The organism is Herbaspirillum camelliae (genome assembly GCF_001929405.1).
Taxonomy (GTDB): Bacteria; Pseudomonadota; Gammaproteobacteria; order Burkholderiales; family Burkholderiaceae_D; genus Herbaspirillum; species Herbaspirillum seropedicae.
Window position 1 is genome coordinate 5237485 of sequence record NZ_KV880769.1, and the last position, 23463, is coordinate 5260947.

The window sequence follows — 23463 nt, forward strand, 5'->3', positions numbered from 1 at the left end:
ACCATTACTGGGCGGGGCTTTTCTTAACGTGGTCGCCAAAATGCCTGCCATATGGCAGACACTTCAAGGCACGCAAAACGGCGGCGACGTAAATTTGTTGGATGTAACTTTAGTCCCGCGCCTCCAGTTTGACAAGAGCCAGCTGTAAATTTTTTTCAGCTCGCAACCTGACCTCACGAAGATGGGGCCCTCGAACACGGGCGCGGCGGCGGATAACAGATGGCGGCAAGCGCCACACATACCAAGCCCGCAATAGCTCACGCTCGTGCTCACTGCCCAACGAAGCCACTGCACGCTCAACCAGCCAACCGTCCTTCGTGTCTGCACGCCGGCCAGCGAGACGAGCAAGAGACGTGGCGCCGATATTCTGGTCGGTATTCCTAAGCGCGATGTAGTGGCCAACCCATCCCGGTCCATCGCCGCCAGCAGATCGGCCACTGGCCCGAAGATACTCTCGCCAGTTTTGCAGCCGGGAGAAAAGCTCCGGATCACTACCGTCTAAGTCGTCGGCCAGGTTTTCCACTGGTTGATGGAAATTGCGGAGATCATCAGCCATGACGACCTCCCATCTTGCTTACTGTCCCAGTTGTCCCAGTTGTCCCAGTGAAAAAGCAAGGGACGCGCGCACGCGTATACGCGCGGGCACGCGCCCTCGCACATGTGCGCACGCACACACACACGAGGCAGACCACTGGGACAACTGGGACAGCTGGGACAACCCGCAGCGGCATGCGGGTTTCCGCTGTCCCAGTCATCGCCCCCGACTGGGACACTGGGACAGATTTGGGCACACTGTCCCAGGTTTGTCCCAGTGAATCGAAAGACTGGGACAGCCCAGCATTTACGGGCCTGTCCCAGGTTTGTCCCAGTGAATCAAAAGACTGGGACAGCCAAGCATTTATGGGCCTGTCCCAGGTTTGTCCCAGTGAATCAAAAGACTGGGACAGCCCAGCATTTATGGGCCTGTCCCAGGTTTGTCCCAGTGAATCAAAAGACTGGGACAGCCCAGCATTTACGGGCCTGTCCCAGGTTTGTCCCAGTGAACCGGGAGACTGGGACAGAGCGCGAAAAGATTGCATAATGGAATCAGATAGGAGCATCGTCAGCCTCCTCATGTGCATCAGCTTCGGAGGCTCCCTCAGGCTCACCTCGCACATAGATCCATTCTCGGTGGCCTGCTTTGACTGGGCCCTTTTTCCGCACCCACCCCAGCTGCCCCAAACTGCGGCCGACCCGCTGTTGCTCGGGCATGGTCCACTTCGAGGTATCCAGCTTGAGGATATTCTGCAGTACGTCGGTGACGCTGGTTTGCTTCTTTCCGATCAGGCCACCAGCAATCACCTCGGTGTACGCATCGCTGACGAAGCGCGCTTCTTGCTGCTCACGGAACAACGGCACATCATCGGGTGTTTCCCAATACGGCTCACCGGCCCGGAATGCTACCACGGCTTCTGCCCATAGTTGATCCCTGGCAGCAGCAAGCCCATCAAGATTGATCTCTATAGCCCGAACCGGCCAGTAACGACGATTGCCGGTTTCGTCCTTCAGGTAGACGTATTTGTTGGTACTGCCCGCGAAAACCTGCTGGCGCGGCACGTCGCTGGCTCGCTTGCCGTAAAAATCTCGGTACCGGTCAACATATTGGCCAAAGAACTGCTTCGCGGCCTCAGAGTCAGCCTTGTTGAAGGAGTCCAGCTCGGCCAGCTCAATGAACCACTTCCCGCGCATGATCGAATAGGTGTCCTTATTCTCGAATCGAAGGGGCGCATCTGTGAACCACTCGCCAGCTAACGTCTTGAGCGCGGTAGATTTCTTGAGGCCCTGGGTTCCCTCGAGGATCAGTACGTTGTCCATCTTGCAGCCCGGCCTATAAATTCGAGCCACAGCCCCGATCATGAACTTGCGCGATACACGTCGCACATACTCCATATCCTCGGCGCCCAGGAAATCGATCATCCACATGGAGAGGCGGTCCGTACCGTCCCACACAAGCGGATCAAGATAATCGCGCACCACATGCCGCGACTGTGCATCGGCGGCCAGCAGCACACCCTTCATCACCACATCCTCGCGAGGATGGAATGAATACTTCCGCTGGATCCAAAGGGTCGCGCGCAGATCGTCCTTATCGGTCCACTCCCCGATCTCACCGCGCGGAAACGGCGGCACCTTGGCTTTGACAACCTGGCCACTGAATTCGTCATACACAATCACACCTTCCCACTCAGGTGAATTGAGCAGCACATCCACCACATTGCTCAGGACCGGCAGAATCTGGCCTTTGTCGTTCCGAACAAGCCGCGCCTCCCACGTCAACTCGGAATTTTCGCGCTCCGCCTCCATAGGCGCCGTCTCCGCGCGAACAATCTTCTCAGCGCCAGCGGGATTCGCCGACGGCGCTCCAATCTCGCCGGCAAGATCCTTCTCCGCCTGGGCGGCCTTGACCATAGGCGGCGTGAGGGCCTTCAAGACCGCGGAAGAAAGCTGCTGCGCGCAGACATCCAGGCCTTCGACACAATGCAGGTCGTTCCAATCGGTCCACTTGTCCCCACCTCGCTCCGCAAACTCCGGCACCACCACCGAGGCATTCCCGATCGCCTGCGCGGCTTCATGCGCTTTCACCAGGCCGGTGTTCTCATATCGCAGGGTTCGGCTGAATCCCTCGCCGACGATGCGCACCTCGATAAATCTGAGGCTAGCGATGCCCTCGCACCAACTGGCCGTGACGGAGTATTCGCCATCCTTACCCGGATGCCTACGCTGCTGGCCGTCGATGGCCACGCCCTCGATGCCATACTGCTGGGCCAGGTCGCGGGCTACGCGCGGCTCGAATGCATGGTCATCATCCGCGCAAATGAGGACATGAGCATCAGGGTAGCGAGCACGCACGCCCAGCAAGACCTGCAGGATATTCCCGGCGTCGAACGTCACAAAACCGGCCACAGTGTCCTGGAGCGCCATGCGGATAGTGCGCGCCGTTGCGTAGCCTTCGGCAGAGAACAAAATTTTCTCGTCAGGGCCAGCCTTACCAATCGGGCAGAATGCGCCGGCCTTGGCCATGCCTTTATTGAAGGCCTTGGAACCATCTTCAGCGATCTTCTGCAGGCCGACCAGCTCCAGCCCATCAGCTGTGTGCTTCAGCATCGGCACCAGCAGCGTACCGTCATCCATGAATTTTAGGCCCGGCGTGGTGATTTGCTTGCGTAGCGCATAGAGCGACTCGCCAGCGGCCGAGGCTTCTGCCCACTGCTGCCGCGCACGGTTAGCAGCGTTTTTTGCCCGCTCCTGCTGCTTGTCACGCTCCCGCGCATCCTTCTCGCGCTGGCGGCGTTCCAAATCCGCTCGCTCAGCATCCGACACACCGGTCCAATCAGCCTCGATTTTGGTCGAATAATTGTTGGTGCCCTGCCAGGTGCCGTAGGCTCCATGCACCGACCAACTGCCGTTCGCTCGCCGGACTTCGTGCAGAACATACCAACTCTTCTTCCCTGGACCGAACCGCCAGATTCGACCGTCCGTGCGTGGATGGCCATCCGGCAGGGCGGGAAGGCCTGCGGCGCGCATCTGCTGCACCGCTTGATCTAACGTTGTCAAACTCTCACCCCTGAGGTAATGAAGGATAATGTGGGTCTCAACCACAACAAAAGGAGAACCGCATGGCCACCTTCCAAATGCTCAAAGACCAGGATGCAAGGGCTGTTGCAGAGAGCACCACGCAAGTTTTCAATGCGTTGATCTGCTGCCTTTCCCGCCAAGGCATCGACCCTTTGCAACTTATTTCTGATCTGGAGGAATACCGTGCGACCCATCAGGAGACAGGTGGCTTGAATCCAGTTGCTGATGAGACGATGACGCGCATTTTTGTGTCGCTGGGTGCCGCGCTTCGCTAAAAATCAGGAAAGCTCTAGCAGCGACAGTCTCGCATTGGGTAAAAGCATCCTCAACGTTTTGCATTAGAATCACAGTTCCTCCTAATTGTTGCGCGCTGCCTTACGCAGCTCGTGTTGTCTCAAAATCCGCCGGCGCAGATCGTCCACGAACCTATCCGCATCGGCTGCTGCATCCGGCCCTGCCCCCTTTGCCCTATTCGCACGCATGCGCTCCAGGAACTCGATACGAGCAGCTTTGGTGGGCATGTCGAGGATGTGTCGCGCCAGGCAGTCCAGCTGCCAATCCAGCGAACTGGTATCGCTGACCATCAGCGCCCCTTTGCCGCTTTCTTCTGCGGATGCACCGCACCATCACGCTCCGCGCGCTGGCGCACACGCTCGCGCCACTCACCCAAGGCAGAGATGCCTTGGGCGAACTTCTTCTCGATGAGATCCAGTTCCTGCGCCGTGATGCGCCCATCTTCCAGCGCAACGGAGACGGTCTCGGCCACCTGGCCGATCTCCTTCATGACGCGATAGACGGTATCGAGCAATTGCTCATCATCCTGGTCATTGACCTCCGGCATGCGGAATGCCGCCATGCCGTGGCGGGCGTTAAAGGCCTGCAACGGCTGGAGCGCATCTTTGACCTTGGCCCCTTCGCAGAGCTCAAGAACCTCGCTGACCTCCTCGAAACTCATTGCATGGGTAACGATTTCAGGACGCAGCTTGTTGCGAAGAGTGTTAGGCGACTTACCCATACGGGCCGCCAGCGCCTCGATGCCACCGGGATAGGCGCGCGCCATCCGGTAAAGGGCATCGTGCTGATTCATTTCAAGATGACGATGGGTCACGGTAAACATCTCCTTTTTTTACCGTCGCCACGGAATAGGACCGCTGTTAACCTGCGGGCCATACCAATGACGCGGGGAACAAAAATGCAATCGAAAGAAGAAGCCCAGCACGATGAAGCGCAGAAGCTGTTCGAGAAATTACTGAAGCGGTCGCGCCACTTTGCTGACGTGATTAACACACAGCGGGCGGCAATGAGCGAGGTGATTGCTGCACTTGCGGTGGCATTCGCGAGCCATGACGAGACTCTTGCACCACTCATTGCGACGACACTGCAGAGCCTTCAGATACCAACGGGCCGCCCAAGCGTGGACGCAGAACGTCAGATCCTGACGCGAGATGCTCTGAAGTCTTTGGCGACTGAGCGACCTCAGCGGCGCCGTACATAAGGGCACAGTCACGCGGAGTCACTCTTCCCGAACTCAGATCGTTGATTTGAAGAGCGTAGTCCAACGTGATGCGGGTTTTCCCCTTTATCCATTGGCTCATAAGCCCCTGAGTTACGGCCGGGACAAGCCGCTGCCCAAACTCGCGCTGCGATAGCTTGTTTTCCTTGAGGTAAGAATCCAGTCTCATTTTCAGCACCATTTATAAGCACAGCTCTTATTTTACATTATAAGCACTGCTTTTCAAGCCGATTCGCTGACGATTAGGCTTACTAATAAAATCTAGGTATGACACAACGCAGATCCCTCACACCCGAAGAAACCCTAGAAGCCGGACGCTTGCGCACGGCCTGGACCTTGTATAAGACGACCCACCCAGGGGCGACACAAACATGGTTTGCGGCAGAATCGGGACTTGGAACCCAAGGCGTGGTGAGCCAATACATGCGGGGAATCATTCCGCTGAACCTGACCGCCTTACTTGCACTCTGCAAGGTGATCGGGGCAGATCCGAAAAAGATCAGTCCGCGCCTTACCGCTGCCCTCGAAGGAGTGGTGCAAATGGATCAGAACGAAGAAACACCCAAACTCGGGAAAGTGCTGAGTGCTGATGAAGCTGAAGCAGACAGCCGCCTGGTGCGTGTCCGCACTCTCAAGCTCAATTTGCGAGCTGGAGTGAACGGCGTACCGGTGGAGGAATGCACGGAAGACGGGCCGCCCATCTTTATGCCAGCGGAGGTTATACGGGCCGAGGGCCTGGACCCGCGCTTCCTTGTGGCCACAAAAGTAAAAGGGGCCAGCATGGAAAGAACCCTCTTCGAGGGCGACATCGCAGTCACAAACCTGGCAGACACAAAACCGGCAGACAACAAAATTTTTTCCTTCAACTACGAGGGCGAGGCGGTGATTAAGCGGCTTGTTCGCGATAACGGGGAATGGTGGATGGTCTCGGATAATCCCGATCAGAGCCGATATCCTCGAAAAATCTGCCGAGGCACCCTCTGCATAATCATTGGTCGAGTGGTCTTTAGACAGAGCTCTGTCCTATAGAGCCGGTCTAAGGTATCTCTCTTGCAACATCAACACCGCGTACAGCGGTGTTTTTTTCGGCCACTTTATTAGCAATGCTCTTGACATATAAAAGAGCGCAGCTAATAATCCGTTCATCAGCAACGCTAATAAACGGAGAGGCCACCATGACCAGCAAGGCATTCCAACACTTCAACTTCTTAGCAAATCGCGGCCGCAACGAAGCCCGCCACATCCTAGAGGAGCAGCGCTTCGATGCGAAGGCCAGCGCACCCGCAGGCGCGATCGTTATCTATGGTCCACAAGGCTGCGGCAAGGCCCGGCGCGCCAAAGAACTACTGACCTACTTCAAGAAGGACCGGATCATTGAGGACTGGCGCCCCGGCCAGCGCATCCCGAGCAATGCCATTGCCCTCACGAATTGCCGCGTGACGGGTGCGATCTCCTACGCCGATATCAAGGCAAAGCTGACCTCGCGAGGCCAGGCATGATGACCATTACGCTTGAGTTCGACCGGGAAAACCTCCACAACTACACCGATGAGTTTCTCGCCGCTCTTTGGCATGCCGCGCAGGCGCAGAGCAAGCCCTTTGGTGACAAGGAAGCCTGCGAGACCACAGAGACGATCGGTCGCGAGATCATCCGACGTTTCCTGGCATGCACGCCCCCTGCCCTCTACCACTTCCAAGGCAGAGACATCAACTTCGAACGTCAGGTCATAGCCCAAGTTTCACCTGCCGAGCAGGCAGATGGAGGAGCAGCATGATGGCATTCCTACTTATTGTCACTCCCTTCGTCGGCACTCCGATTCGGATGCATACCATCGCCGACAGCGCCGCTGGCGCTATCGAACAGCACATCCTGGACTTCTGGCCCTACAAGAAAATTGAAGCGAGGCCAGCATGATGACCATCATTAAAACTGTGCTCGCGGGCATCAAGCATCTTCTCGCTGGCGCGGCTGCAGCCGCCGCTCTGCTCGCTGCCTATGCGATTGCTGGCGCCGATGGTAGGCCGCCAGCCGCTACGGACGACGAACCTGCAATTGTGCTGACGCCGCCCATTCAGGAGCAACTTGACGCACTCTGCGCGGCGGCATGGCCTGACGACGATAGGCACGCCCTCGCAAGGCAGCGCGCCTGCGCCAAGGACTAAGCATGTCCGGAGCGCCCGACTGGCCGGACGAACAGCTCCGCCGCGCGCACCGCGAATGCCGCATACCCCAACCATTTGAAGAAGCCATGCAGCTGCCGCCCTTCGCGGCACTGATCAGGCTAGTCGCGCGCAAAAACTGGCGAGAAGAAGCACGCCTACAGCAGCTGCGCGCCAACGATAGAAAGCTGGCACAAGCCAATGACCATGACTGAATACTTTTTCGACTTGCCCACCACCGCCTCAAGCCTGAGCGTATATAGCGACATTGAGCGCTACGACCCGACATCACCGCGCGACTTCCGCCCGTTCGCCATTGGCGAGTTCGTGATCCGCCGCGTCCCGCTACGTGGCACTCTCTACACGAACTACTACATCCTCCACGAGGGGACAGTGATCGGGCACCAGATCAGCAGCCCCAGTGAGGAAGACTGCCGCATGCACCAGCGGCGCCATGCTGCGATTCCCGTTCGCGCCGCGCATCATGCTCCCAACTCTGAAACGCCGATGTTTGGCGACGTAGTGCTGCAGGGGCGCATCGCCGCCCTGCTCGGCGCCGGCGGCGAAATGGACTGCGCCTCCGTCGCGCATGCGCTCCGCATGCAAATTTCCAAGGTTTCTCCTGTGCTCGAACAAATGGCCGACGAGCACCGCATCTACCGTCGCGGCACGCGCCACCGCTACATCTACCGCGCCGCCTAAACCTGGCGCGCATAAACCGAAAGGATTGATATGTTCAAAGCCCTGCAGGAGCTCGCCAGTAAATCGACGCTCCTCATTTCCATCGCGCCCGAGGGCGACCTCATGCGCGTCAACATTACTCCAGTCAGCAAGGATCCGAACACCACGCCGGCACTGCGGCCGCTTTCGCTCCTGGCCAGCGCGGACGAACTTGACCGCGACTTCGCCCAAGCCATGCAGATGTGGAGCGCACCCCGCCGCTCCCTCCTAGACCAAGTTGCCGCCGCCGCAGAACAAGAGGACGCGGAAGACAGCGCGGCGACCAGCACCGGCAGCAAAGCTGGCGGCAAGGAAAGCAAGCCGGGGAAAGGCGCGCCCAAGACTGGAAGACAGCAAAACAAGAGCCCCGAGCCTTCGTCGGCGGCCAAGCCCGATCACACCGGAGAACCTCAAAGCGCTGATGGCGCGGCGAAACCCCAAGAGCAGGCTAGCCAGACCTCGGCCCCCGCGATCGAGACCGAGGACGCTGCAGCATCCTCCCCAGGGCCGGCGACCACCTCCAAAGGTGCCAGCGAGACCATTCCAGCAGCTGCGCTCGATAAGGACTGGCAGACCACGCCTGCCAGCAATCAACCGCCTCCAGTGTCCGACAGCGAGGCTGGCAAAGCCGCTTCTACCCCAACTCCCGCTGCGCAGTCCGGCGGGGCTTTCTCCGACATTGAATTCTGAAAGCCATCACCATGCAAACCGAAGAACTGATCCGCGAATTCAAGTACGGCAGCGTCAAGCTGGCTGATCCGAGCTCATCCTTTTCGCTCACCCAGGTGCGTGAGTTCTACGCGAACCACTATCCCGAGTTGCTCAATGCAGACATCGAAGGGCCTGAAATGACGGGCAATCGCCAGATCTACACATTCCGGCGCGCAGTCGGCACAAAGGGGCTCGACAAGCATAAAGCCCTGCGCCTCCTGCAAGAAAAAGGCACGCTGGCCGGTGCCACTTCTAATTCTGTGGTCACCTCTGCCCGACCGAATACCCTTATCGCGCTGGCGCTGCAGGAGGTACTCCGGGCACCGCTACGCGGCGACGCATTCACCCCCTCCAGCCACTCCATGTCGGTGCTGCCATGAAATTGGATGCTCGGACTACCCCTTGGATCTTGCCGCGACTCAGCACGGCAATCCCGACCGCCATCTGGCCGGCCGGTGCGGGTGAACGACCGATTGCGCGCGATCTCGCTATTTGCCTCTTGCAGACTGATCTGGTCGACGAGGCGGACCTCCAGACGGCGCGAGATGAGACCGAACTCTGCAAGGTGGCCCTCTCTCGCTGGTGGAATGAACATGCGCACGGCCTTAACCTCTTCCGACTACAGCCGTCCATTCAGACAACTCGGGACATCGGGCATTACGGCAGCACGGCCGACGCCGCGTTCTGCCTGGACATCGAAGATCGATTCCCCCTGCTGACGATGGAGCGTGCGATCAGCCACTTGGAGGAGGAGCGGCACGGGCTCGGTCAAACGGTGCTTGCCCTCCTCTACGATGCGCTGGCCTACCTCCCGTATACGCTCAGCCCCAACACCGTCTTCGGGCTGGCCCAGTATCACTACTGGCAAGGTGAGGCTGATGAAGTTGCATTCGCCAATATCTCGTTCGAGTATGAAGAGAGTGGCGCCTCATCGGTGGAGCAGTTTCTTGCAGATTACGAGGTATTCAGGAGGGCCGACTTCTTCAGGAATATTCCCGATTGGCTGGTCACGCCCAAGCGAGTGTGTTCGCGGAAGCAGGCGTTGCATGCCGCAGAGACTTCGCTGACTCGGGAAGTTATTGCGGCCTGCGACAGTATTAGCGCATGGGGCCAGCGCCCTGAATTCGTTCGGCGCGCTGACATCGGCGCTTGCCGTATTGATGCCTTGGTCGACCCCATCAGCGCCACGATGGCACTGGCCTGGAGCGATGACGATGCCACGACACGCGTTATCGACGATGCCTTCAGCATGTTCATGCAAGGGGAATCGACAGAAATGGTCACAGCCAGCGAACTGTCACTCGATGTACGTTCCGTGAAGAAGCGTCTCGCCGCCATGGAGGAAATGCTGGGTCTGGCGCGTCGGGTAGAAGAACTGATCCTCCTGATAGGGGCGCGCACATGAGCAGAGTTCAACTGCGCAGCCAGGCGGCCAGCTTCGGTATCGTCGAGGCCGAGGAGTCAAAGGAAATGGATCTGATTGGTGCCTTCCTGCTGTACTCATCAGGCGACGGTCGGTCGGTATACGCCAGCAATCACCAGGTGATCTATGCCGAAGACGCACCGGACGTTCCATTGCTCGGTCCGGGCAGCGCACCCAGCAAAAAGGTACTTGCGCAACTGGGCGAGAAGATCTCTGCGGCCGCCGCGTTTTCAGGCTTCATCCCCGAGCACCTGCTGTATATGGCACCTCGCTTGATCGCGTGGTGGTGCCCTCCTCAGCAGCGTCACCTTTGGTTCAAAACGCAAGATGACGTGATCGGAGAGGCGAGCGCAACCATCAGACAACCGGGCGTGATCTTTATTGTGAGTTCCGGCCGTCTGTACGCGTTCTCGACAGTAGGTGAGGAACGTCCGCAACCGGAAACCCTGCTGTACAAAGCGCCCTATTTCAACGTCTGGAAGACCGGTGAGGTCTGCACCGGAAACGTGGCCATGCCGAAGTCAATGGACGCCGAGGCAATCAAGGACTACGAGCGCGCCTTCTATGGCAGCCGATTCACCCATCCGAATGATCCCGACCTGGTCAGCTGCCAGGGTGGCGCCATCCCGATGTGGAAACACTTGCTGGACAACCCGGCCACACCATGGGACTGGGCAAAATGGCTGGTCCCGTGCAAAACCAATCTTTCTCAAAAAATTAAGGAACTGATCAAATGAACGCCATTGCCTTTGACAACCTGCAGAAGACGATCAACACTGCAAGCGAGGAGATTGCAGTTCTGCGCCGGGCGGCCAGCTCTCTCCATTCGCTCTACCCCATCGCCGCTGCCGGCGATGATCCAGCTGCCTCGCTCGATCAAGCCAGCTTCTTGGCAGCACCGGTGGCGGTGGTACCCCAACACGGCATGTTCGTTCCCATCGAAGAGAACAAGCACCGTTTCCTGCTGGCGCGCGACGGCCTCTATCTGGAGGTCCGCCGCCCCTGGCTCCACTCAATCGTCCGCCTGAGCGAGCAACGGACCGTGGCCATGCCGTTCGGCGAGATCGCTCCCCGCAACCAGCTATCCTTCGGTCGCCTCAGTTGCGCCATTGATTTGATGCGCTCCTTCGCCAAACAAGCCATGAGCAGACTCCCCAACGAGGATATCTGCCACATCGCATGGGATAGCGATGTTGGTCAGCTGGTGCCTGTCCAACTGCAAATCGAGGATGCCACCCCTGGCTCGGTCCGCTATCGCACCGACACATTGCCGGCCCACCAGTCATTGGCGATCGATATCCATAGCCACGGCACGATGCCTGCATTCTTCAGTGACCAGGACAATCTGGACGACGCCGGCAGCGTAAAGTTTGCAGGGGTCATCGGCAACCTGGATAGCGACTCCCCTACCGTATCCTTCCGCCTGTGCATGCTGGGACTCTATGCTCCTATCACCGTGCCAGCGGAAAAGCTGTTTGGAGGGTGAGATGCCGCATTTCACTCATCCCCATCTGTTGGAGAAGGTGGTAGAGATTGATCTGATCGGCTGCGGGGGAAACGGCTCGCAGATGCTCACTGGCCTGGCCAGGCTGGACCATGCACTGCAGGCGCTTGGGCATCCCGGCTTGATGGTCCGCAGTTGGGACCCTGACACGGTGAGCGAAGCCAACCTGGCACGCCAGCTTTTCACGCGCGCCGACGTCGGACAATCCAAGGCCATCGTGCTGACACATCGCATCAACGCTTTTTTCGGATTGAACTGGAAGGCCTATCCTGATCGCTATTCTGGACATGGGAATGCCGCCATGGTGATCGTATGCGTAGACAGCATAGCGGCGCGCCATGAGATTGATCAGCAGATCAACAGCTGGAGTCGAGAGCCTCACTATGTGATGGACCTCGGCAACCGAGCATCTGATGGCCAGGTCATTCTCGGCCAGCCGAGAACACATATCACCGCTGGCGAGCGCACTCCTGCAGGGCACGTTCGCCTGCCCTATCCATATGACATTCTTCCAGAGCTGATCAATGTCGCGATCCCGGAAGACGACACCCCGAGTTGCGGCCTGGCCGAAGCATTGGAAAAGCAAGAGCTGTTCGTCAACCAATCCGTGGTGACGCCAGCGCTCCAGCTTCTCTGGGAAATGTTTCGTCATGGCCAGGTGAACTGGCACGGTGCATTTATGAATTTGAAGGCTGGCCGCATGGTGCCAATGGCAGTGAAGGGCCCCCAGGAGACCTCATCATGAGAAAAGGCGGACAAGGAAGGCGACCCGACTCGCCCTTTGTGGCAGCTGATATGCTTCAAAACACATCAAGCATGCGGCCCTTGATCCGCTTGCTTGCCGCCCAAGCCGTGAAAAGCTGGCTGGCCGGCAACCAGCCCAACACAGCAACATCAACGACACACAATGGTAATGAAGGCAACGATCTACGCACGGTATAGCAGCGACAAACAGAGCGAGACCTCCCTCGACGATCAGTTACGTGTGTGCCGCGCCCGGGCTGACCGGGAGGGCGCAACGGTCGAATTCGAGCGCTGCGATGCTGCCATCTCTGGCTCGACCGCTGTAGGTACCCGTCCTGCCGGCAACGCGATGCTGGCTGACGCGCTCGCCGGCCGCTTTGATCTGCTACTGGTGGAAGGCCTGGACCGCCTTGCGCGCGACCAGGTCGAGCAAGAGCAGATTGTCCGTCGCCTGGAGCATCGTGGCATCCGGATCATTGGCGTTTCAGATGGCTACGACTCGCGGCACAGCGGTCGCAAGATAATGCGTGGCGTCCGAGGGCTGATCAACGATCTCTACTTGGACGACCTACGCAGCAAGACGCATCGCGGCCAGGCCGGCCAAGTGGAGCGGGGATACATCGCGGGCGGGAAGTCGTACGGGTATGACATCGTGAAGTCGGATGGCGGGAGCACGTACAGGATCAATGAAAGCCAGGCACGCTGGGTCGTTTGGATTTTCGAGCAATATGCCGCAGGAAACAGCGTGCAGCGGATCGCCCATGAACTGAATAACCAAGGCGTACCATCGCCGCGCGATAGCACGTGGGCCGTGTCCGCGATCTATGGCAGCCCGGTGAAGGGCTCGGGCATCTTGAATAACTCGATGTATGTGGGGCAGTACGTCTGGAACAGATCTCAATGGATTAAAGACCCGGATACCGGCCGCCGTCAAAGAACAGAGCGCCCCCGGGAGGAATGGCAGATGGCCAGCCTACCAGAGCTGCGCATCATTGATGACGAACTCTGGCGCCGCGTGCGCGAACGCATTGATGCCGGACGGGACGAGCATGGGCGCAAGCGCCAGGTTCGACCGGCGACGACCCTCTTTGGGGGAATGATGCTTTGCCCGCACTGCGGCGGCGCCGTGGTGGCGATCAACGCGGATCGTTACGGTTGCGCGGCCGCGAAGGACAGAGGCCCGGCCGTATGCAAAGGCTTCTCGATTCCAAGAGACCTGGTTGAGAAGCGCCTGATTTCGATCATCCGCGCAGAGCTGCTGTCGCCGATGGCTGCCGCCGAGTTCGAAAGGGCTTTTGACGAGATGCTTATAGAAAACACTGGCTCGACCGAGGATGTCGCCCAAGCCACCAAACGCATCACCCAGCTGACTGCCGAGATCGGTCGGGTGATCGACGCCATCACTATGGTGGGCGCCTCGGAAGCGCTGGCGGCCAAGTTGAAGGCCTTAGAGAATGATCGTAGCGCGCTGCAGCGCAGACTTGCCTTGAAAGCTGCCAGTGAGGCAGCACGCACGCCTAATGTCGCCAGCATCTTCAACGAGATCCTGATGAACCTGACTGATGCGCTTCGGGAGAATCCGCTGATGGCCAGGAAGATCCTTGGCGATATCTTCGGCTCGATCCAGCTTGAGGTTCGGGAAGATAACCAGGTATGGGCCAGAATGGCAACGGCCCGACTACTTAAGCAAGTAGCCGGGCCGTCTATATCGGTGGTTGCGGGGGCAGGATTTGAACCTACGACCTTCGGGTTATGAGCCCGACGAGCTGCCAGACTGCTCCACCCCGCGTCTGAAGAACACAATTATAGGACAGCTAAAATCGGAATGCAAACATTTTCTGCAATCTTTTTACAGTGATACACTTCTACCCTCCCGGACGGTTCCAGCGCCCTGTTTTACCCTCTTATATAGAGAGGGCACGAAAGAACGCTGCAAACGGCCCGGTTAGCCGATCACATACCTATATATAGACAGACAGATCCGAGCCCCTATGAAATTCTGTTCCGAGTGCGGTCAGACGGTATCACAGCAGATTCCTCCCGATGACACGCGCCTGCGCTATGTCTGCGGCAACTGCGGGGCCATCCATTATCAGAATCCCAAGATGGTGGTCGGATCGATTCCGATCTGGGAAGAAAACGGCCAGACCAAAGTCCTGCTCTGCAAGCGCGCCATCGAGCCACGCCTGGGTTACTGGACCCTGCCGGCCGGTTTCATGGAAAACGACGAGACCACCGAAGACGCCGCCCGCCGCGAAACCGATGAGGAAGCCGGCGCCCGCGTGCAGCTCCATGAGCTTTTCTCGCTGGTCAATGTGCCGCATGTGCATCAGGTCCACCTGTTCTATCGGGCGACCCTGCTCGACCTGGATTACCATGCCGGCATCGAAAGCCTGGAAGTCGATCTCTATACCGAAGAACAGATCCCCTGGCAGGACATCGCCTTCCCGACGGTGGAGTTCACCCTGCGCGCTTTCTTCGCGGACCTCAAGAAGGTCCGCAGCGGTGAAGGCAGCTTCACGCTGCACACCGAAGATATCCGCCGCCGCATGATCTGAACGCAGGACTGAGGATGATCGCCTGGCTGGACCTGGACACTCCCTTCCCCGATGTCTCGCGCGCATTGAAAGATCCGCCGGGGCTGCTGGCGGCCGGGGCCGACCTGTCGCCGGCGCGGCTGCTGGAGGCCTATCGCCATGGCATCTTCCCCTGGTTCTCCGAAGGCCAGCCTATCCTCTGGTGGAGCACCGATCCGCGCATGGTCCTGCGCACCGACCAGTTCGTCGTCTCCGACAGCCTCAAGAAAACCCTGCGCCGCATCGAGCGTAGCCGTCAAGGCGACGGCCTCTGGCAGGTCAGCTTCGATACCGCCTTCGAACAAGTCATGCAGGGCTGCGCCGGGCCGCGCCGGCATGAGCATGGTACCTGGATCTCGCCCGAGATCATGCAGGGCTACCTGGGCTTGCACCTGGCCGGCTATGCGCACTCTGCCGAGGTCTGGCTCAACGGCGAACTGGTGGGTGGGGCCTATGGGGTCTCGATCGGGCGCATGTTCTATGGCGAATCGATGTTTGCCCGGGTCAGCGATGCCTCCAAGGTGGCGCTGGCGCATCTGGTGTTCTTCCTGCGCAGCCATGGCGTGGAAATGATCGACTGCCAGCAGGAAACGGCCCACCTCGCATCGCTGGGCGCACGTCCCATTGCCCGTAGCGATTTCCTGCGCCATCTGCGCGCTGCCATCCAGTGGCCGCAGATCCGTGGGTGGGCGCCGCTGGACCTGCTGGAGGCGGGTATCCCGCTGGTGCGGCGTCCCTGAGCCATGATCCAGCGCAGCTGTCTGCGCCATCCCGGTTCACCGGAGCTGACAAAATGGTGTAAATTGGAACCTGACCCACGGACCGGCCGGCCCTCAAGCGCGCCGCTGGCTTCCCGCAAGACAGGACAGGAGGCACATGACGCATCTCAAAGACTTGCCGTTCTCCACGTTGCAGTTCTATGCAACTGCGCCTTATCCGTGCAGTTATCTGGATGACCAGCAGGCCCGTTCGCAAGTGGCCACGCCTTCGCACCTCATCAATGCCGATGTCTATTCGGAACTGGTCAAGACAGGTTTCCGCCGCAGCGGCATCTTCACCTATCGGCCCTACTGCGATGGCTGCCATGCCTGCACGCCGGTGCGCATCCGCGTGGCGGACTTCCAGCGCAACCGCAGCCAGCGCCGCGCCTGGGACCGCAATCGCGGCCTGCAGACGCTGGTCACCAACCTGACCTACGCCCACGAACATTACGAGCTCTACCTGCGCTACCAGTGCGCCCGCCACGCCGGCGGCGGCATGGACCAGGACAGCCGCGACCAGTACGCGCAGTTCCTCCTGCAGAGCAAGGTCAATACCCGCCTGGTCGAGTTCCGCGAGGCCGACGGTACGCTGCGCATGGTCAGCATCATCGATGTGCTCAATGACGGCCTGTCCTCGGTCTATACCTTCTTCGATCCGGACCTGCCGACGGCTTCCTTCGGCACCTACAACATCCTGTGGCAAATCGAGCAGGCGCGCCAGCTGGACATGCCCTATGTCTACCTGGGCTACTGGATCAAGGAAAGCCAGAAGATGGCCTACAAGACCAACTTCCAGCCGCTGGAAGCGCTCTATGACGGCGAATGGTCGCCGCTGGAAGGCTAGTTCGCCACTGTGGCGCATCGCCCGCAGATGGTGCCGCAAATGCCGCCTGGGCGGGCCAAATTGACGGAAACAGGCGGCGGCTCGCGTAGAATAGCGGCACTTTTTATCGCCATCCGCCTTTACCATCGTGTCCGACAAATTCCTCTACGCACTTGCGCGTCCCCTGCTGTTCTCCCTCGAACCTGAAACGGCCCACCACCTGGTGCTGCCGGCGCTGCGCTGCGCGGCCCGTTACAGCCTGACCGACTTCCTGGGTCGGCGGCCGGCGGCCGATCCACGTACCGTGATGGGCATCACCTTCCCCAATCCGGTGGGCATGGCGGCAGGCCTGGACAAGGATGGCGCCTACATCGACGGTCTGGCGGCGCTGGGCTTTGGCTTCATCGAGGTCGGCACCGTGACGCCGCGCGCCCAGCCGGGCAACCCGCTGCCGCGCATGTTCCGCCTGCCAACCGCCAGCGCGGTGATCAACCGCATGGGCTTCAACAATGGTGGGGTCGATGCCTTCGTGGCCAATGTGCAGTCGTCGCGCTTCTATCAGGAACGCCAGGGCGTGCTGGGCCTGAACATCGGCAAGAATGCCGACACGCCCATCGAGCGCGCCGCCGAGGATTACGTGCATTGCCTGGAGAAGGTCTATCCCTATGCCAGCTATGTGACGGTCAATATTTCCTCGCCCAACACCAAGAACCTGCGTCAGTTGCAGGGCGCATCCGAGCTGGATGCCCTGCTGTCGCAGCTGAAGTCGGCCCAGCGCCGGCTGGCTGACCTTCATGGCCGTTATGTGCCGGTGGCGCTGAAGATCGCGCCGGACATGGACATGGAACAGGTCAAGAACGTCGCCGATGCGCTGCTGCGCCATCAGATCGATGGCGTCATCGCCACCAACACCACCATCACGCGCGATGCGGTCAAGGGCATGCCGCATGGGGAAGAAGCCGGCGGGCTGTCGGGAAAACCGGTGCTGGAGCTGTCCAACCAGGTGATCCGTGGCCTGAAGGCCGAAGTCGGCGATGCCCTGCCCATCATCGGCGTGGGCGGCATCTTCAGCGGCGCCGATGCGCGGGCCAAGATCGATGCCGGCGCCTCGCTGGTGCAGCTCTACACCGGCCTCATCTATCAAGGACCGGCCCTGGTCAGGGAATGCGCCGAAGCGCTGCGCATGCCGGTTCTGGCCAGCTCGCATCACTGAAGCAATAGATAGCCAATAGCTTCAGCGCGCAAGCAACTCGCTGCACAAACAAAAACAGCAGGCCGCATCACCGGGTCTGCTGTTTTTTCATCCTTGCCCATGGTGGGCATGCATGATCGCGCCTCAATCCTTGGAAGAATCTTGCTTGAGGTTGAAGGCCCGTCGCGCGTTGGCGTCGGATTCGGCCTTCTTCTCGAAATCGGTCTTTTCGCAACCGGCCAGTACCACGCCGACGACCAGCGTCAGCAGCATGACGACGAAACGCATGATATTCCCCTGAAAAATCGGATGGCGGCCACCGGACTGGCAAACGGCCCCTGCCGTCGCCACACCACCTGTCGGCAGGCGCCATTTTATGCGCAAAAGACGGGGGTGCGACAAGTCTATCAGGAAAGATTTCACCTCTATAATGACAGGCTTGCGATGGCCAAGGCCGTCATCCCGATTTGCATCCCATGTCCGTCAACACCATCGATTTCAACCGCCAGATGCGCCACTTCGACGACCATGCCAGTGTCTGGCTGTTCGGCTATGGCTCCATCATCTTCAAGGCGGACTTTCCTTACCTGGAACGCCGTGCGGCGCATATCAAGGGCTGGGCGCGGCGCTTCTGGCAGGGCTCGCACGATCACCGTGGCACGGCCGAAGCGCCGGGGCGAGTCGTCACCCTGGTTGCGCAGGAGGATGCGATTTGCGCGGGCATGGCCTATCTGATCACGCCGGAAGTCTTTGCCCACCTCGATCACCGTGAAAAGAACGGCTATCTGCGCCTGGTCACGCCCATCCTCTTTGAGTCGGGCCAGAGCGCTGAAGGGCTGATCTACATTGCCTCGGAAGAGAACGAGGCCTTTGCCGGCCCGGCGAGCGAACTGGAGATCGCCCGGCAGATTGCCCGCGCCGCCGGCCCCAGCGGACGCAACAGCGAATACCTGCTCAAGCTGGCGCAGGCGCTGCGCGAGCTGGGCGCGCAAGACCGCCACGTATTCGAGATCGAGCATCACCTGCTGCAACTGGATCCTGGCGCCGCCCTGCCTGCATCAATCGATACCCGCTGATACCCCTGATTTCAACAACACAAGGATGAGGAACATGATCAAAGCTCTTGCCGCCAGCATCACCGTCGCCCTCGCCCTGGCTGCCTGCGCCACTCCGGTACAGCGCACGGCCAGCGGCGATATCCCGCCTGCACGGGTCTACATCAAGAGCATGACCGAGCAGGCCGAGGGCCTGTCGCGGGTGCAGTTCCAGCGCCCGGGCGGCCTGCTCAACAACGACATGCTGGAATTGACCATCAATGACGTGACGCTGGCCCAGATCATCGGCGGTGAACACCTGACGATCTGGCTCAAGCCCGGCAGCTACGACCTGGGCGCCAAACGCGTCCATACGCTCTCCAACTCTTCGTCCACCTCGGAAGACAAGCTGACCCTGCAGGTGCGTCCTGGGGCCTCCTATCAATTGCAGGTCGGCACCGACCTGGGCGGCGTGAAGATAAGAACAGGTACACCCACCCCCTGATCCGATCCTTCCGCGCCGGCTTGCGCCGGGCAACACACCATGCCCCTGTCGCACGGATGACACACCGTGCCGCAGGGGCATTGTTTTGCAGGGACCAGCAGAGACGCGCGGCGTCACGAGAACGACTATAAGTATTTGATTTAAAAGGAATTAATTTATCCAGAACATCGAACAAAAACAGCAGGGCCAAAGTTATTCACGAATTCGATAACTGGTATTGTCATTCAAAATTGGCGACGTGGCGGCGATACGAATATATTGCAATGCAACAGATCAATTTTTCTCACGGAGCTCACCATGAACATCGTCGCCGACATCCTGCCGTACACCCTGCTCATCGGCGCCATGGTCGCGCGCTACCTGATTTCGGTCAAGTAAGCAGCTTCCCTGGCCTGGCATCCTGCCCTCGCTTTCAAGCGGCGGCAAGATGACCTGGGCAGAACCCGAAAAGCGGTGATTGTCGCATTGCAATGGCGACAATCACCGCTTTTTGTTTGGGTATCTCGCCTCTTTTTTCCGCTTGGTCACGGGACATTCCCCCTAACATCACCATGAGTGATATCAGATATGTGCACCCGCCATATCGCTGTCTTCGGGAAACATGAAAAGATAACCCCGGCCACCCGGCTTGCAAAGCGCTGACGGCTCATTACACTTGAGCGTTTGCAAACTGGACCGAAAGTCACCGCATGAAGCGTCTTGCCTCCATCCTCGCCGCCACCGGCCTGCTACTGGCCCTGCAAGGCTGTGCCTGCGCCCCTGGTTTCGTTGGATTCGACAGTCGTTGCCAGTTCAGCAATATCCCCAGCGGGCAACCTTGAACCGGAAAGTGTTGTCACCCGCCCCCAAAATCCTCCTTTGGACGACTTTACAAGCGTAATTCCAGGTTAATTCCCGAACTCACCCAGCTACTTCTTCAGGGCTGCGCGGGCAATTGCGCCAGCCAATTGCGCAGATCCTGCATGGCCTGCGCCCGCAGGCTGGCTTCTTCATTGAAGATTTCGTGATAGGCGTGCTCGTACCAGTGCAGCGTCTTGCGCCCGGACGGCAAGGCGTCGAAAAAGGCGCGGCTGCCGCGCGGCGCGACGAAGGCGTCATCGCCGGCCACCTGCAGCAGCACTGGCCGGGTGAACTGGCCGGCCTCGCGTTCCACCTGCCGCATTGCATCGAGCATGAAATGCAGCATGCGCGGGGCGATCTTGCCGTGATTCAGCGGATCCTTGCGATAGGCGCGCACTTCATGCGGATCATGGGAAATGCGGCTGGCCGGCAAGGCGGTGGGCAGCGCCAATCCTGGCGCGATGGCCGTGGATACCGCCAGCAGCAGCTTTTGCCAGCCCTTCATGTCCAGCGCCAGCGCGGGCGAGGACAAGGCCAACGCCCGCACCGGGCTGTAGCCGCCGGTAGCAAAGCGCGCCGCCACCAGTCCGCCCATGCTGTGCCCGAACAGCACGGGCACACATTCGGTACGCCGGCTGAAATCGTCGAAACTCAGCTTGAGGTCGCGCAACAGGTCATCCGGCCGGATCAGGCTGCCCTGGACGCCGCCGGAATTGCCATGACCGCGCTGGTCACAGATGCGCACCGACAAGCCGGCCTCGTTGAACAGCCGGGCCAGCGAAAAATAGCGCCCGCCATGCTCGCCCAGCCCATGCACCATCTGCACCGCCGCGGTCGCGCCGGACAAGAGCCAGTCGCGGCAGAACAGGCGGGTGCCATCGTCGGCGTCGATCCAGTGTTCCTGGGGGGCAATGAGGGGGATCATAGGTCTCCGATCGGTGGATGCTGTTGGGCGTAACGGCGGCGCGCGCGCCAGCCCTTGCGCAGGCGGCGGCTCTGGCGCAGCGCCAGGTGCAGCGAGGCGGCCCAGGACAAGGGGCGGGGATGCACCACGGCGCGCAGGGCGCGGGCATAGTCGAGCACCATGCCCGGGGTCCAGGCCATGGTGACGGCGCGCTTGCGGATGTGGCTGGCCACCCAGATCTCAGGCGTAAAGATCATCCGCAAGGCATTGCTCCAATGCTGGTTGCGCCCGCCGATCACGCCTTCCAGCGCAGATTCCAGGGCGTTGGCCACGGTGCTGGAGCAGTTGCGGTTGGTCAGATTGTAGATCTCGATCTGGCGGTAACGCTGCCAGAAACGGTCCAGGCGCGCGCGGCAATAGTCGCGGAAGACGATCTTCTCGGTGGATTCACACCAGGAGGCGGCCTCGCTGGGATAGTCGCTCAGATAGCGGCCCCTGACGTCGTTGTCGGCGGTGGCGCGCAGGAGCCGGGCGAACTGGTCGGGCGAGCGGTCGATCTCCTCGGCTGGATACAGGCTGATGTAGAGGTCCGGCGGTATTTCCAGGGCGGCGTGGCCGGTGGAGATGACGCCATTGGTATCGACTGCGGCGATGTAGCGGTCGATCACCGGTTGCCGGCGCGCCGGTCCGCGCGCGCTGCCGGCGGGCGTCCATACGTGGACAGTCAACGGCTGCGCCGCACTGGCTGCAGCCGCAGGCGTGGCCGGCGGCTGCAGCATTTCCTCCAGGCTTGCGTCGTCGCGATGCACGCCGGCGTCGAAGGGGCGATCATCGCCGCTATTGCGGGCGGCCAGCACGTCCACCGAGACATCGGTCGGCAGCATGCGGGTGCGCAAGGCCAGCCAGATCATGTTCCAGCCGCCGAAGATCAGGGCCAGCGCCAGGCAGAACGGCACCGTTCCCTTGTAATGGGTGGGATAAGGTTGGAAGAAGAAGATCGCCAGCAGGATCTGCACGCCGCCGCCCACCAGCGCCGTGCGCCAGCGCGGAAAGCGCACCACCAGCGCCGAGGTGATCTGCAAGGCGCCGCCGATGGCGAAGGCAATGCCGAAGAGCATGGCCAGGACCATATTGCTGGCCTGGTGCTGGGTGATGACCAGCACCGCAATGAGCAGGAACAGCGCGCCTTTGACGTAGCGCAGCGTCTTCTGCGCGCCGATGCCGCTGTTGGCCACCCACAGCGTGACCAGGCTTTCCAGCAGCAGCAGGTAGCCGAACAGGGTGAGGGGGAAGTTGAGCACGCCGTCCAGCGCGTCGATGGCCAGGGACACGCCGATGGCGCCCCAGCTCAGGCCGGCCAGGGCCAGCACATGCCAATTGCGACGGATGAAGTCCGCGCCCAGCAACAACAAGACAAGACGTATCACGGTTTTCCCCGGGCCTGCGCCCTTCCCTTTGCGATCCGGCATTTTGGGGGATTCCGTGGCAGGAGGCAAATCATCCCGCTACGCCATGGCGTGGCGGCAGTAGATGAAACTGGACCAATGGCCGACAATGCCGGCATTGTCGACTTTCCTGTCTGCCCGCCCATGCCCCTGTCGGTCCTCATCTCCGCCCTGGCCAGCACCCTGCTGCTGCCCCCTGTTTCCCCGCTGCTGCTGGCCCTGGCGGGGGTGCTCCTGCACCGTTATGCGCCACGCTGGCGGCGCTTCGGTCTGTTGCTCATCGTGCTGGGGGTGGTCACGCTGCTGGTGCTGAGCACGCGGGCGGGTTCGCTGCTGCTGGTCGCGCCGCTGGAAAACAGCTATCCCGTGCTGCGCAGTCCGGGCCAGGCCCAGGCCATTGTCATCCTCGGTTCGGGCCGCATCGACCGCGCGCCGGAATATGGCGGCCTCGACGACGCCAACGCCATCGGCATGAAGCGCCTGCAATACGGCGCCTACCTGCATCGCCAGAGCGGCCTGCCGATCCTGGTGACGGGCGGCAATCCGGACGGATCGCCCGAGAGCGAGGCGGCCGTGATGGCGCGCACCCTGGAACGCGATTTCGCCGTGCCGGTGCGCTGGCAGGAGGGACGCTCCAACACCACCTATGACAACGCCGCCTTCTCTGCGGCCATGCTCAAGGAAGCGGGCATCTCGCGCATCCTGCTGGTCACGGACAGCCTGCACATGCCGCGCGCCATGCAGGTCTTCGCCACGACCGGCCTGCAGGTGCAGGCCGCTCCCACCGTCTTTGCCGGCCAGGCGCGCACACGCGTGACCGACTACCTGCCCAATGCGGGCAGCCTGCAACTGGCCAGCTACGCCCTGCGCGAGTGGATAGGCCAGCTGTGGTACCGGGTCCGGCAATAGCGCGCAAGCATCCTAAGCGCGCAAGTAACCGGGCTTCCGCCCCCTTTTCCCCTCTTCACCGGCGTGGTGCGAAGGTAAAGTGCTA

Annotated in this window: 30 protein-coding genes, 1 tRNA gene and 1 pseudogene; 23 read left to right on the forward strand and 9 right to left on the reverse strand. The window is 60.3% G+C overall.

The genetic code is table 11. From position 1 onward, the window contains the following. Positions 1 to 109: 109 nt before the first annotated feature. Both BGK68_RS27675 and BGK68_RS23465 read right to left on the reverse strand, forming a co-directional pair. Positions 110 to 556, reverse strand: a complete 447-nt coding sequence (locus tag BGK68_RS27675; RefSeq protein WP_143433147.1) for a hypothetical protein — start codon at positions 554 to 556, stop codon at positions 110 to 112. 530 nt (positions 557 to 1086) lie between these two features. Beyond that, the gene (locus BGK68_RS23465) at positions 1087 to 3594 is read right to left on the reverse strand and encodes a VapE domain-containing protein (RefSeq protein ID WP_075259970.1); all 2508 of its coding nucleotides are present in this window, start codon (positions 3592 to 3594) and stop codon (positions 1087 to 1089) included. A gap of 62 nt (positions 3595 to 3656) precedes the next feature. Here BGK68_RS23465 and BGK68_RS23470 point away from each other — a divergent pair, with 62 nt between their 5' ends. Then, positions 3657 to 3890, forward strand: a complete 234-nt coding sequence (locus BGK68_RS23470; RefSeq protein ID WP_075259052.1) for a hypothetical protein — start codon at positions 3657 to 3659, stop codon at positions 3888 to 3890. Positions 3891 to 3971: 81 nt separating this feature from the next. Here the strand turns inward: BGK68_RS23470 and BGK68_RS23475 are convergent, their stop codons facing one another. Then, a complete protein-coding gene (locus tag BGK68_RS23475; protein ID WP_075259053.1) occupies positions 3972 to 4199 on the reverse strand; it encodes a DUF7696 family protein in 228 nt (75 codons plus the stop codon). Continuing rightward, complete coding sequence (locus tag BGK68_RS23480) at positions 4199 to 4723, reverse strand: phage regulatory CII family protein (protein WP_233149393.1); 525 nt, start codon at positions 4721 to 4723, stop codon at positions 4199 to 4201. The genes BGK68_RS23475 and BGK68_RS23480 overlap by 1 nt, the downstream gene beginning before the upstream one ends. A gap of 84 nt (positions 4724 to 4807) precedes the next feature. Between BGK68_RS23480 and BGK68_RS23485 the strand changes: the two genes are divergently transcribed. The 15 genes and pseudogenes from BGK68_RS23485 to BGK68_RS28445 all read left to right on the forward strand — a co-directional run. Then, the gene (locus BGK68_RS23485; protein ID WP_143433148.1) at positions 4808 to 5110 is read left to right on the forward strand and encodes a hypothetical protein; all 303 of its coding nucleotides are present in this window, start codon (positions 4808 to 4810) and stop codon (positions 5108 to 5110) included. A 285-nt stretch (positions 5111 to 5395) separates the two neighbouring features. After that, positions 5396 to 6157 carry a S24 family peptidase gene (locus BGK68_RS23490; RefSeq protein ID WP_083657879.1) on the forward strand — a complete coding sequence of 254 codons (762 nt, stop codon included), beginning with the start codon at positions 5396 to 5398 and terminating at the stop codon, positions 6155 to 6157. Between the two features lie 146 nt (positions 6158 to 6303). Beyond that, positions 6304 to 6627 carry a hypothetical protein gene (locus BGK68_RS23495; RefSeq protein ID WP_075259057.1) on the forward strand — a complete coding sequence of 108 codons (324 nt, stop codon included), beginning with the start codon at positions 6304 to 6306 and terminating at the stop codon, positions 6625 to 6627. Further along, positions 6624 to 6902, forward strand: a complete 279-nt coding sequence (locus BGK68_RS23500) for a hypothetical protein (RefSeq protein WP_075259058.1) — start codon at positions 6624 to 6626, stop codon at positions 6900 to 6902. Before BGK68_RS23495 ends, BGK68_RS23500 begins: the two co-directional genes overlap by 4 nt. Then, positions 6899 to 7042, forward strand: a complete 144-nt coding sequence (locus tag BGK68_RS27915) for a hypothetical protein (protein ID WP_158035508.1) — start codon at positions 6899 to 6901, stop codon at positions 7040 to 7042. The genes BGK68_RS23500 and BGK68_RS27915 overlap by 4 nt, the downstream gene beginning before the upstream one ends. Then, positions 7039 to 7290, forward strand: coding sequence for a hypothetical protein (locus BGK68_RS23505; RefSeq protein ID WP_075259059.1), 252 nt, complete (start codon positions 7039 to 7041; stop codon positions 7288 to 7290). The genes BGK68_RS27915 and BGK68_RS23505 overlap by 4 nt, the downstream gene beginning before the upstream one ends. Positions 7291 to 7292: 2 nt before the next feature. After that, positions 7293 to 7502 (forward strand): hypothetical protein, encoded by a 210-nt coding sequence (locus BGK68_RS23510; RefSeq protein WP_075259060.1) that lies wholly within the window; start codon positions 7293 to 7295, stop codon positions 7500 to 7502. Beyond that, entirely contained in the window at positions 7489 to 7989 is a 501-nt protein-coding gene (locus BGK68_RS23515; protein WP_143433149.1) for a hypothetical protein, read from the forward strand. Before BGK68_RS23510 ends, BGK68_RS23515 begins: the two co-directional genes overlap by 14 nt. A 30-nt stretch (positions 7990 to 8019) precedes the next feature. After that, the gene (locus tag BGK68_RS23520; protein WP_075259062.1) at positions 8020 to 8697 is read left to right on the forward strand and encodes a PRTRC system protein E; all 678 of its coding nucleotides are present in this window, start codon (positions 8020 to 8022) and stop codon (positions 8695 to 8697) included. Positions 8698 to 8708: 11 nt separating this feature from the next. Then, positions 8709 to 9098 (forward strand): PRTRC system protein C, encoded by a 390-nt coding sequence (locus BGK68_RS23525; protein WP_075259063.1) that lies wholly within the window; start codon positions 8709 to 8711, stop codon positions 9096 to 9098. After that, entirely contained in the window at positions 9095 to 10123 is a 1029-nt protein-coding gene (locus BGK68_RS23530; protein ID WP_083657880.1) for a PRTRC system protein F, read from the forward strand. The genes BGK68_RS23525 and BGK68_RS23530 overlap by 4 nt, the downstream gene beginning before the upstream one ends. Next, positions 10120 to 10878: a PRTRC system protein B gene (locus tag BGK68_RS23535; protein ID WP_075259065.1), complete on the forward strand. Its 759-nt coding sequence runs from the start codon at positions 10120 to 10122 to the stop codon at positions 10876 to 10878. The genes BGK68_RS23530 and BGK68_RS23535 overlap by 4 nt, the downstream gene beginning before the upstream one ends. Then, positions 10875 to 11627, forward strand: a complete 753-nt coding sequence (locus BGK68_RS23540; protein ID WP_075259066.1) for a PRTRC system protein A — start codon at positions 10875 to 10877, stop codon at positions 11625 to 11627. The genes BGK68_RS23535 and BGK68_RS23540 overlap by 4 nt, the downstream gene beginning before the upstream one ends. Position 11628: 1 nt before the next feature. Then, positions 11629 to 12390 carry a PRTRC system ThiF family protein gene (locus BGK68_RS23545; RefSeq protein WP_075259067.1) on the forward strand — a complete coding sequence of 254 codons (762 nt, stop codon included), beginning with the start codon at positions 11629 to 11631 and terminating at the stop codon, positions 12388 to 12390. A gap of 168 nt (positions 12391 to 12558) precedes the next feature. Beyond that, positions 12559 to 13362: pseudogene (locus tag BGK68_RS28445) on the forward strand (recombinase family protein); the annotation flags it as partial. Here BGK68_RS28445 and BGK68_RS28450 read toward each other — a convergent pair. Together BGK68_RS28450 and BGK68_RS23555 are read right to left on the reverse strand one after the other, a co-directional pair. Further along, positions 13363 to 13734, reverse strand: a complete 372-nt coding sequence (locus BGK68_RS28450) for a hypothetical protein (protein ID WP_233149394.1) — start codon at positions 13732 to 13734, stop codon at positions 13363 to 13365. Positions 13735 to 14101: 367 nt separating this feature from the next. Then, a tRNA-Met gene (locus tag BGK68_RS23555) sits at positions 14102 to 14178 on the reverse strand. Between the two features lie 202 nt (positions 14179 to 14380). On the opposite strand from BGK68_RS23555, the gene BGK68_RS23560 reads away from it, so the two are divergent. From BGK68_RS23560 to BGK68_RS23575, 4 genes are all read left to right on the forward strand, one after another. Continuing rightward, entirely contained in the window at positions 14381 to 14947 is a 567-nt protein-coding gene (locus BGK68_RS23560) for an NUDIX hydrolase (protein WP_075259068.1), read from the forward strand. A 14-nt stretch (positions 14948 to 14961) separates the two neighbouring features. Beyond that, on the forward strand, positions 14962 to 15705 hold the full coding sequence (aat, locus tag BGK68_RS23565) for a leucyl/phenylalanyl-tRNA--protein transferase (RefSeq protein WP_075259069.1): 744 nt from the start codon (positions 14962 to 14964) through the stop codon (positions 15703 to 15705). A gap of 136 nt (positions 15706 to 15841) precedes the next feature. After that, entirely contained in the window at positions 15842 to 16570 is a 729-nt protein-coding gene (locus BGK68_RS23570; protein WP_075259070.1) for an arginyltransferase, read from the forward strand. A gap of 127 nt (positions 16571 to 16697) precedes the next feature. Then, a complete protein-coding gene (locus BGK68_RS23575; RefSeq protein ID WP_075259071.1) occupies positions 16698 to 17762 on the forward strand; it encodes a quinone-dependent dihydroorotate dehydrogenase in 1065 nt (354 codons plus the stop codon). 123 nt (positions 17763 to 17885) lie between these two features. On the opposite strand, the gene BGK68_RS27920 is transcribed toward BGK68_RS23575, so the two are convergent. Next, positions 17886 to 18029 carry a hypothetical protein gene (locus BGK68_RS27920; RefSeq protein WP_158035510.1) on the reverse strand — a complete coding sequence of 48 codons (144 nt, stop codon included), beginning with the start codon at positions 18027 to 18029 and terminating at the stop codon, positions 17886 to 17888. A 188-nt stretch (positions 18030 to 18217) separates the two neighbouring features. Here BGK68_RS27920 and BGK68_RS23580 point away from each other — a divergent pair, with 188 nt between their 5' ends. Then, a complete protein-coding gene (locus tag BGK68_RS23580) occupies positions 18218 to 18817 on the forward strand; it encodes a gamma-glutamylcyclotransferase (RefSeq protein WP_075259072.1) in 600 nt (199 codons plus the stop codon). 34 nt (positions 18818 to 18851) lie between these two features. Continuing rightward, on the forward strand, positions 18852 to 19280 hold the full coding sequence (locus BGK68_RS23585) for an NAD-GH domain containing protein (protein WP_233149395.1): 429 nt from the start codon (positions 18852 to 18854) through the stop codon (positions 19278 to 19280). Between the two features lie 916 nt (positions 19281 to 20196). Here the strand turns inward: BGK68_RS23585 and BGK68_RS23590 are convergent. Both BGK68_RS23590 and BGK68_RS23595 read right to left on the reverse strand, forming a co-directional pair. Next, a complete protein-coding gene (locus BGK68_RS23590; protein WP_075259074.1) occupies positions 20197 to 21045 on the reverse strand; it encodes an alpha/beta hydrolase in 849 nt (282 codons plus the stop codon). Then, positions 21042 to 22493, reverse strand: a complete 1452-nt coding sequence (locus tag BGK68_RS23595) for an HdeD family acid-resistance protein (protein WP_083657881.1) — start codon at positions 22491 to 22493, stop codon at positions 21042 to 21044. The genes BGK68_RS23590 and BGK68_RS23595 overlap by 4 nt, the downstream gene beginning before the upstream one ends. Before the next feature lie 75 nt (positions 22494 to 22568). Between BGK68_RS23595 and BGK68_RS23600 the strand changes: the two genes are divergently transcribed. Next, positions 22569 to 23378, forward strand: a complete 810-nt coding sequence (locus BGK68_RS23600) for a YdcF family protein (protein WP_233149396.1) — start codon at positions 22569 to 22571, stop codon at positions 23376 to 23378. Positions 23379 to 23463: the final 85 nt, after the last annotated feature.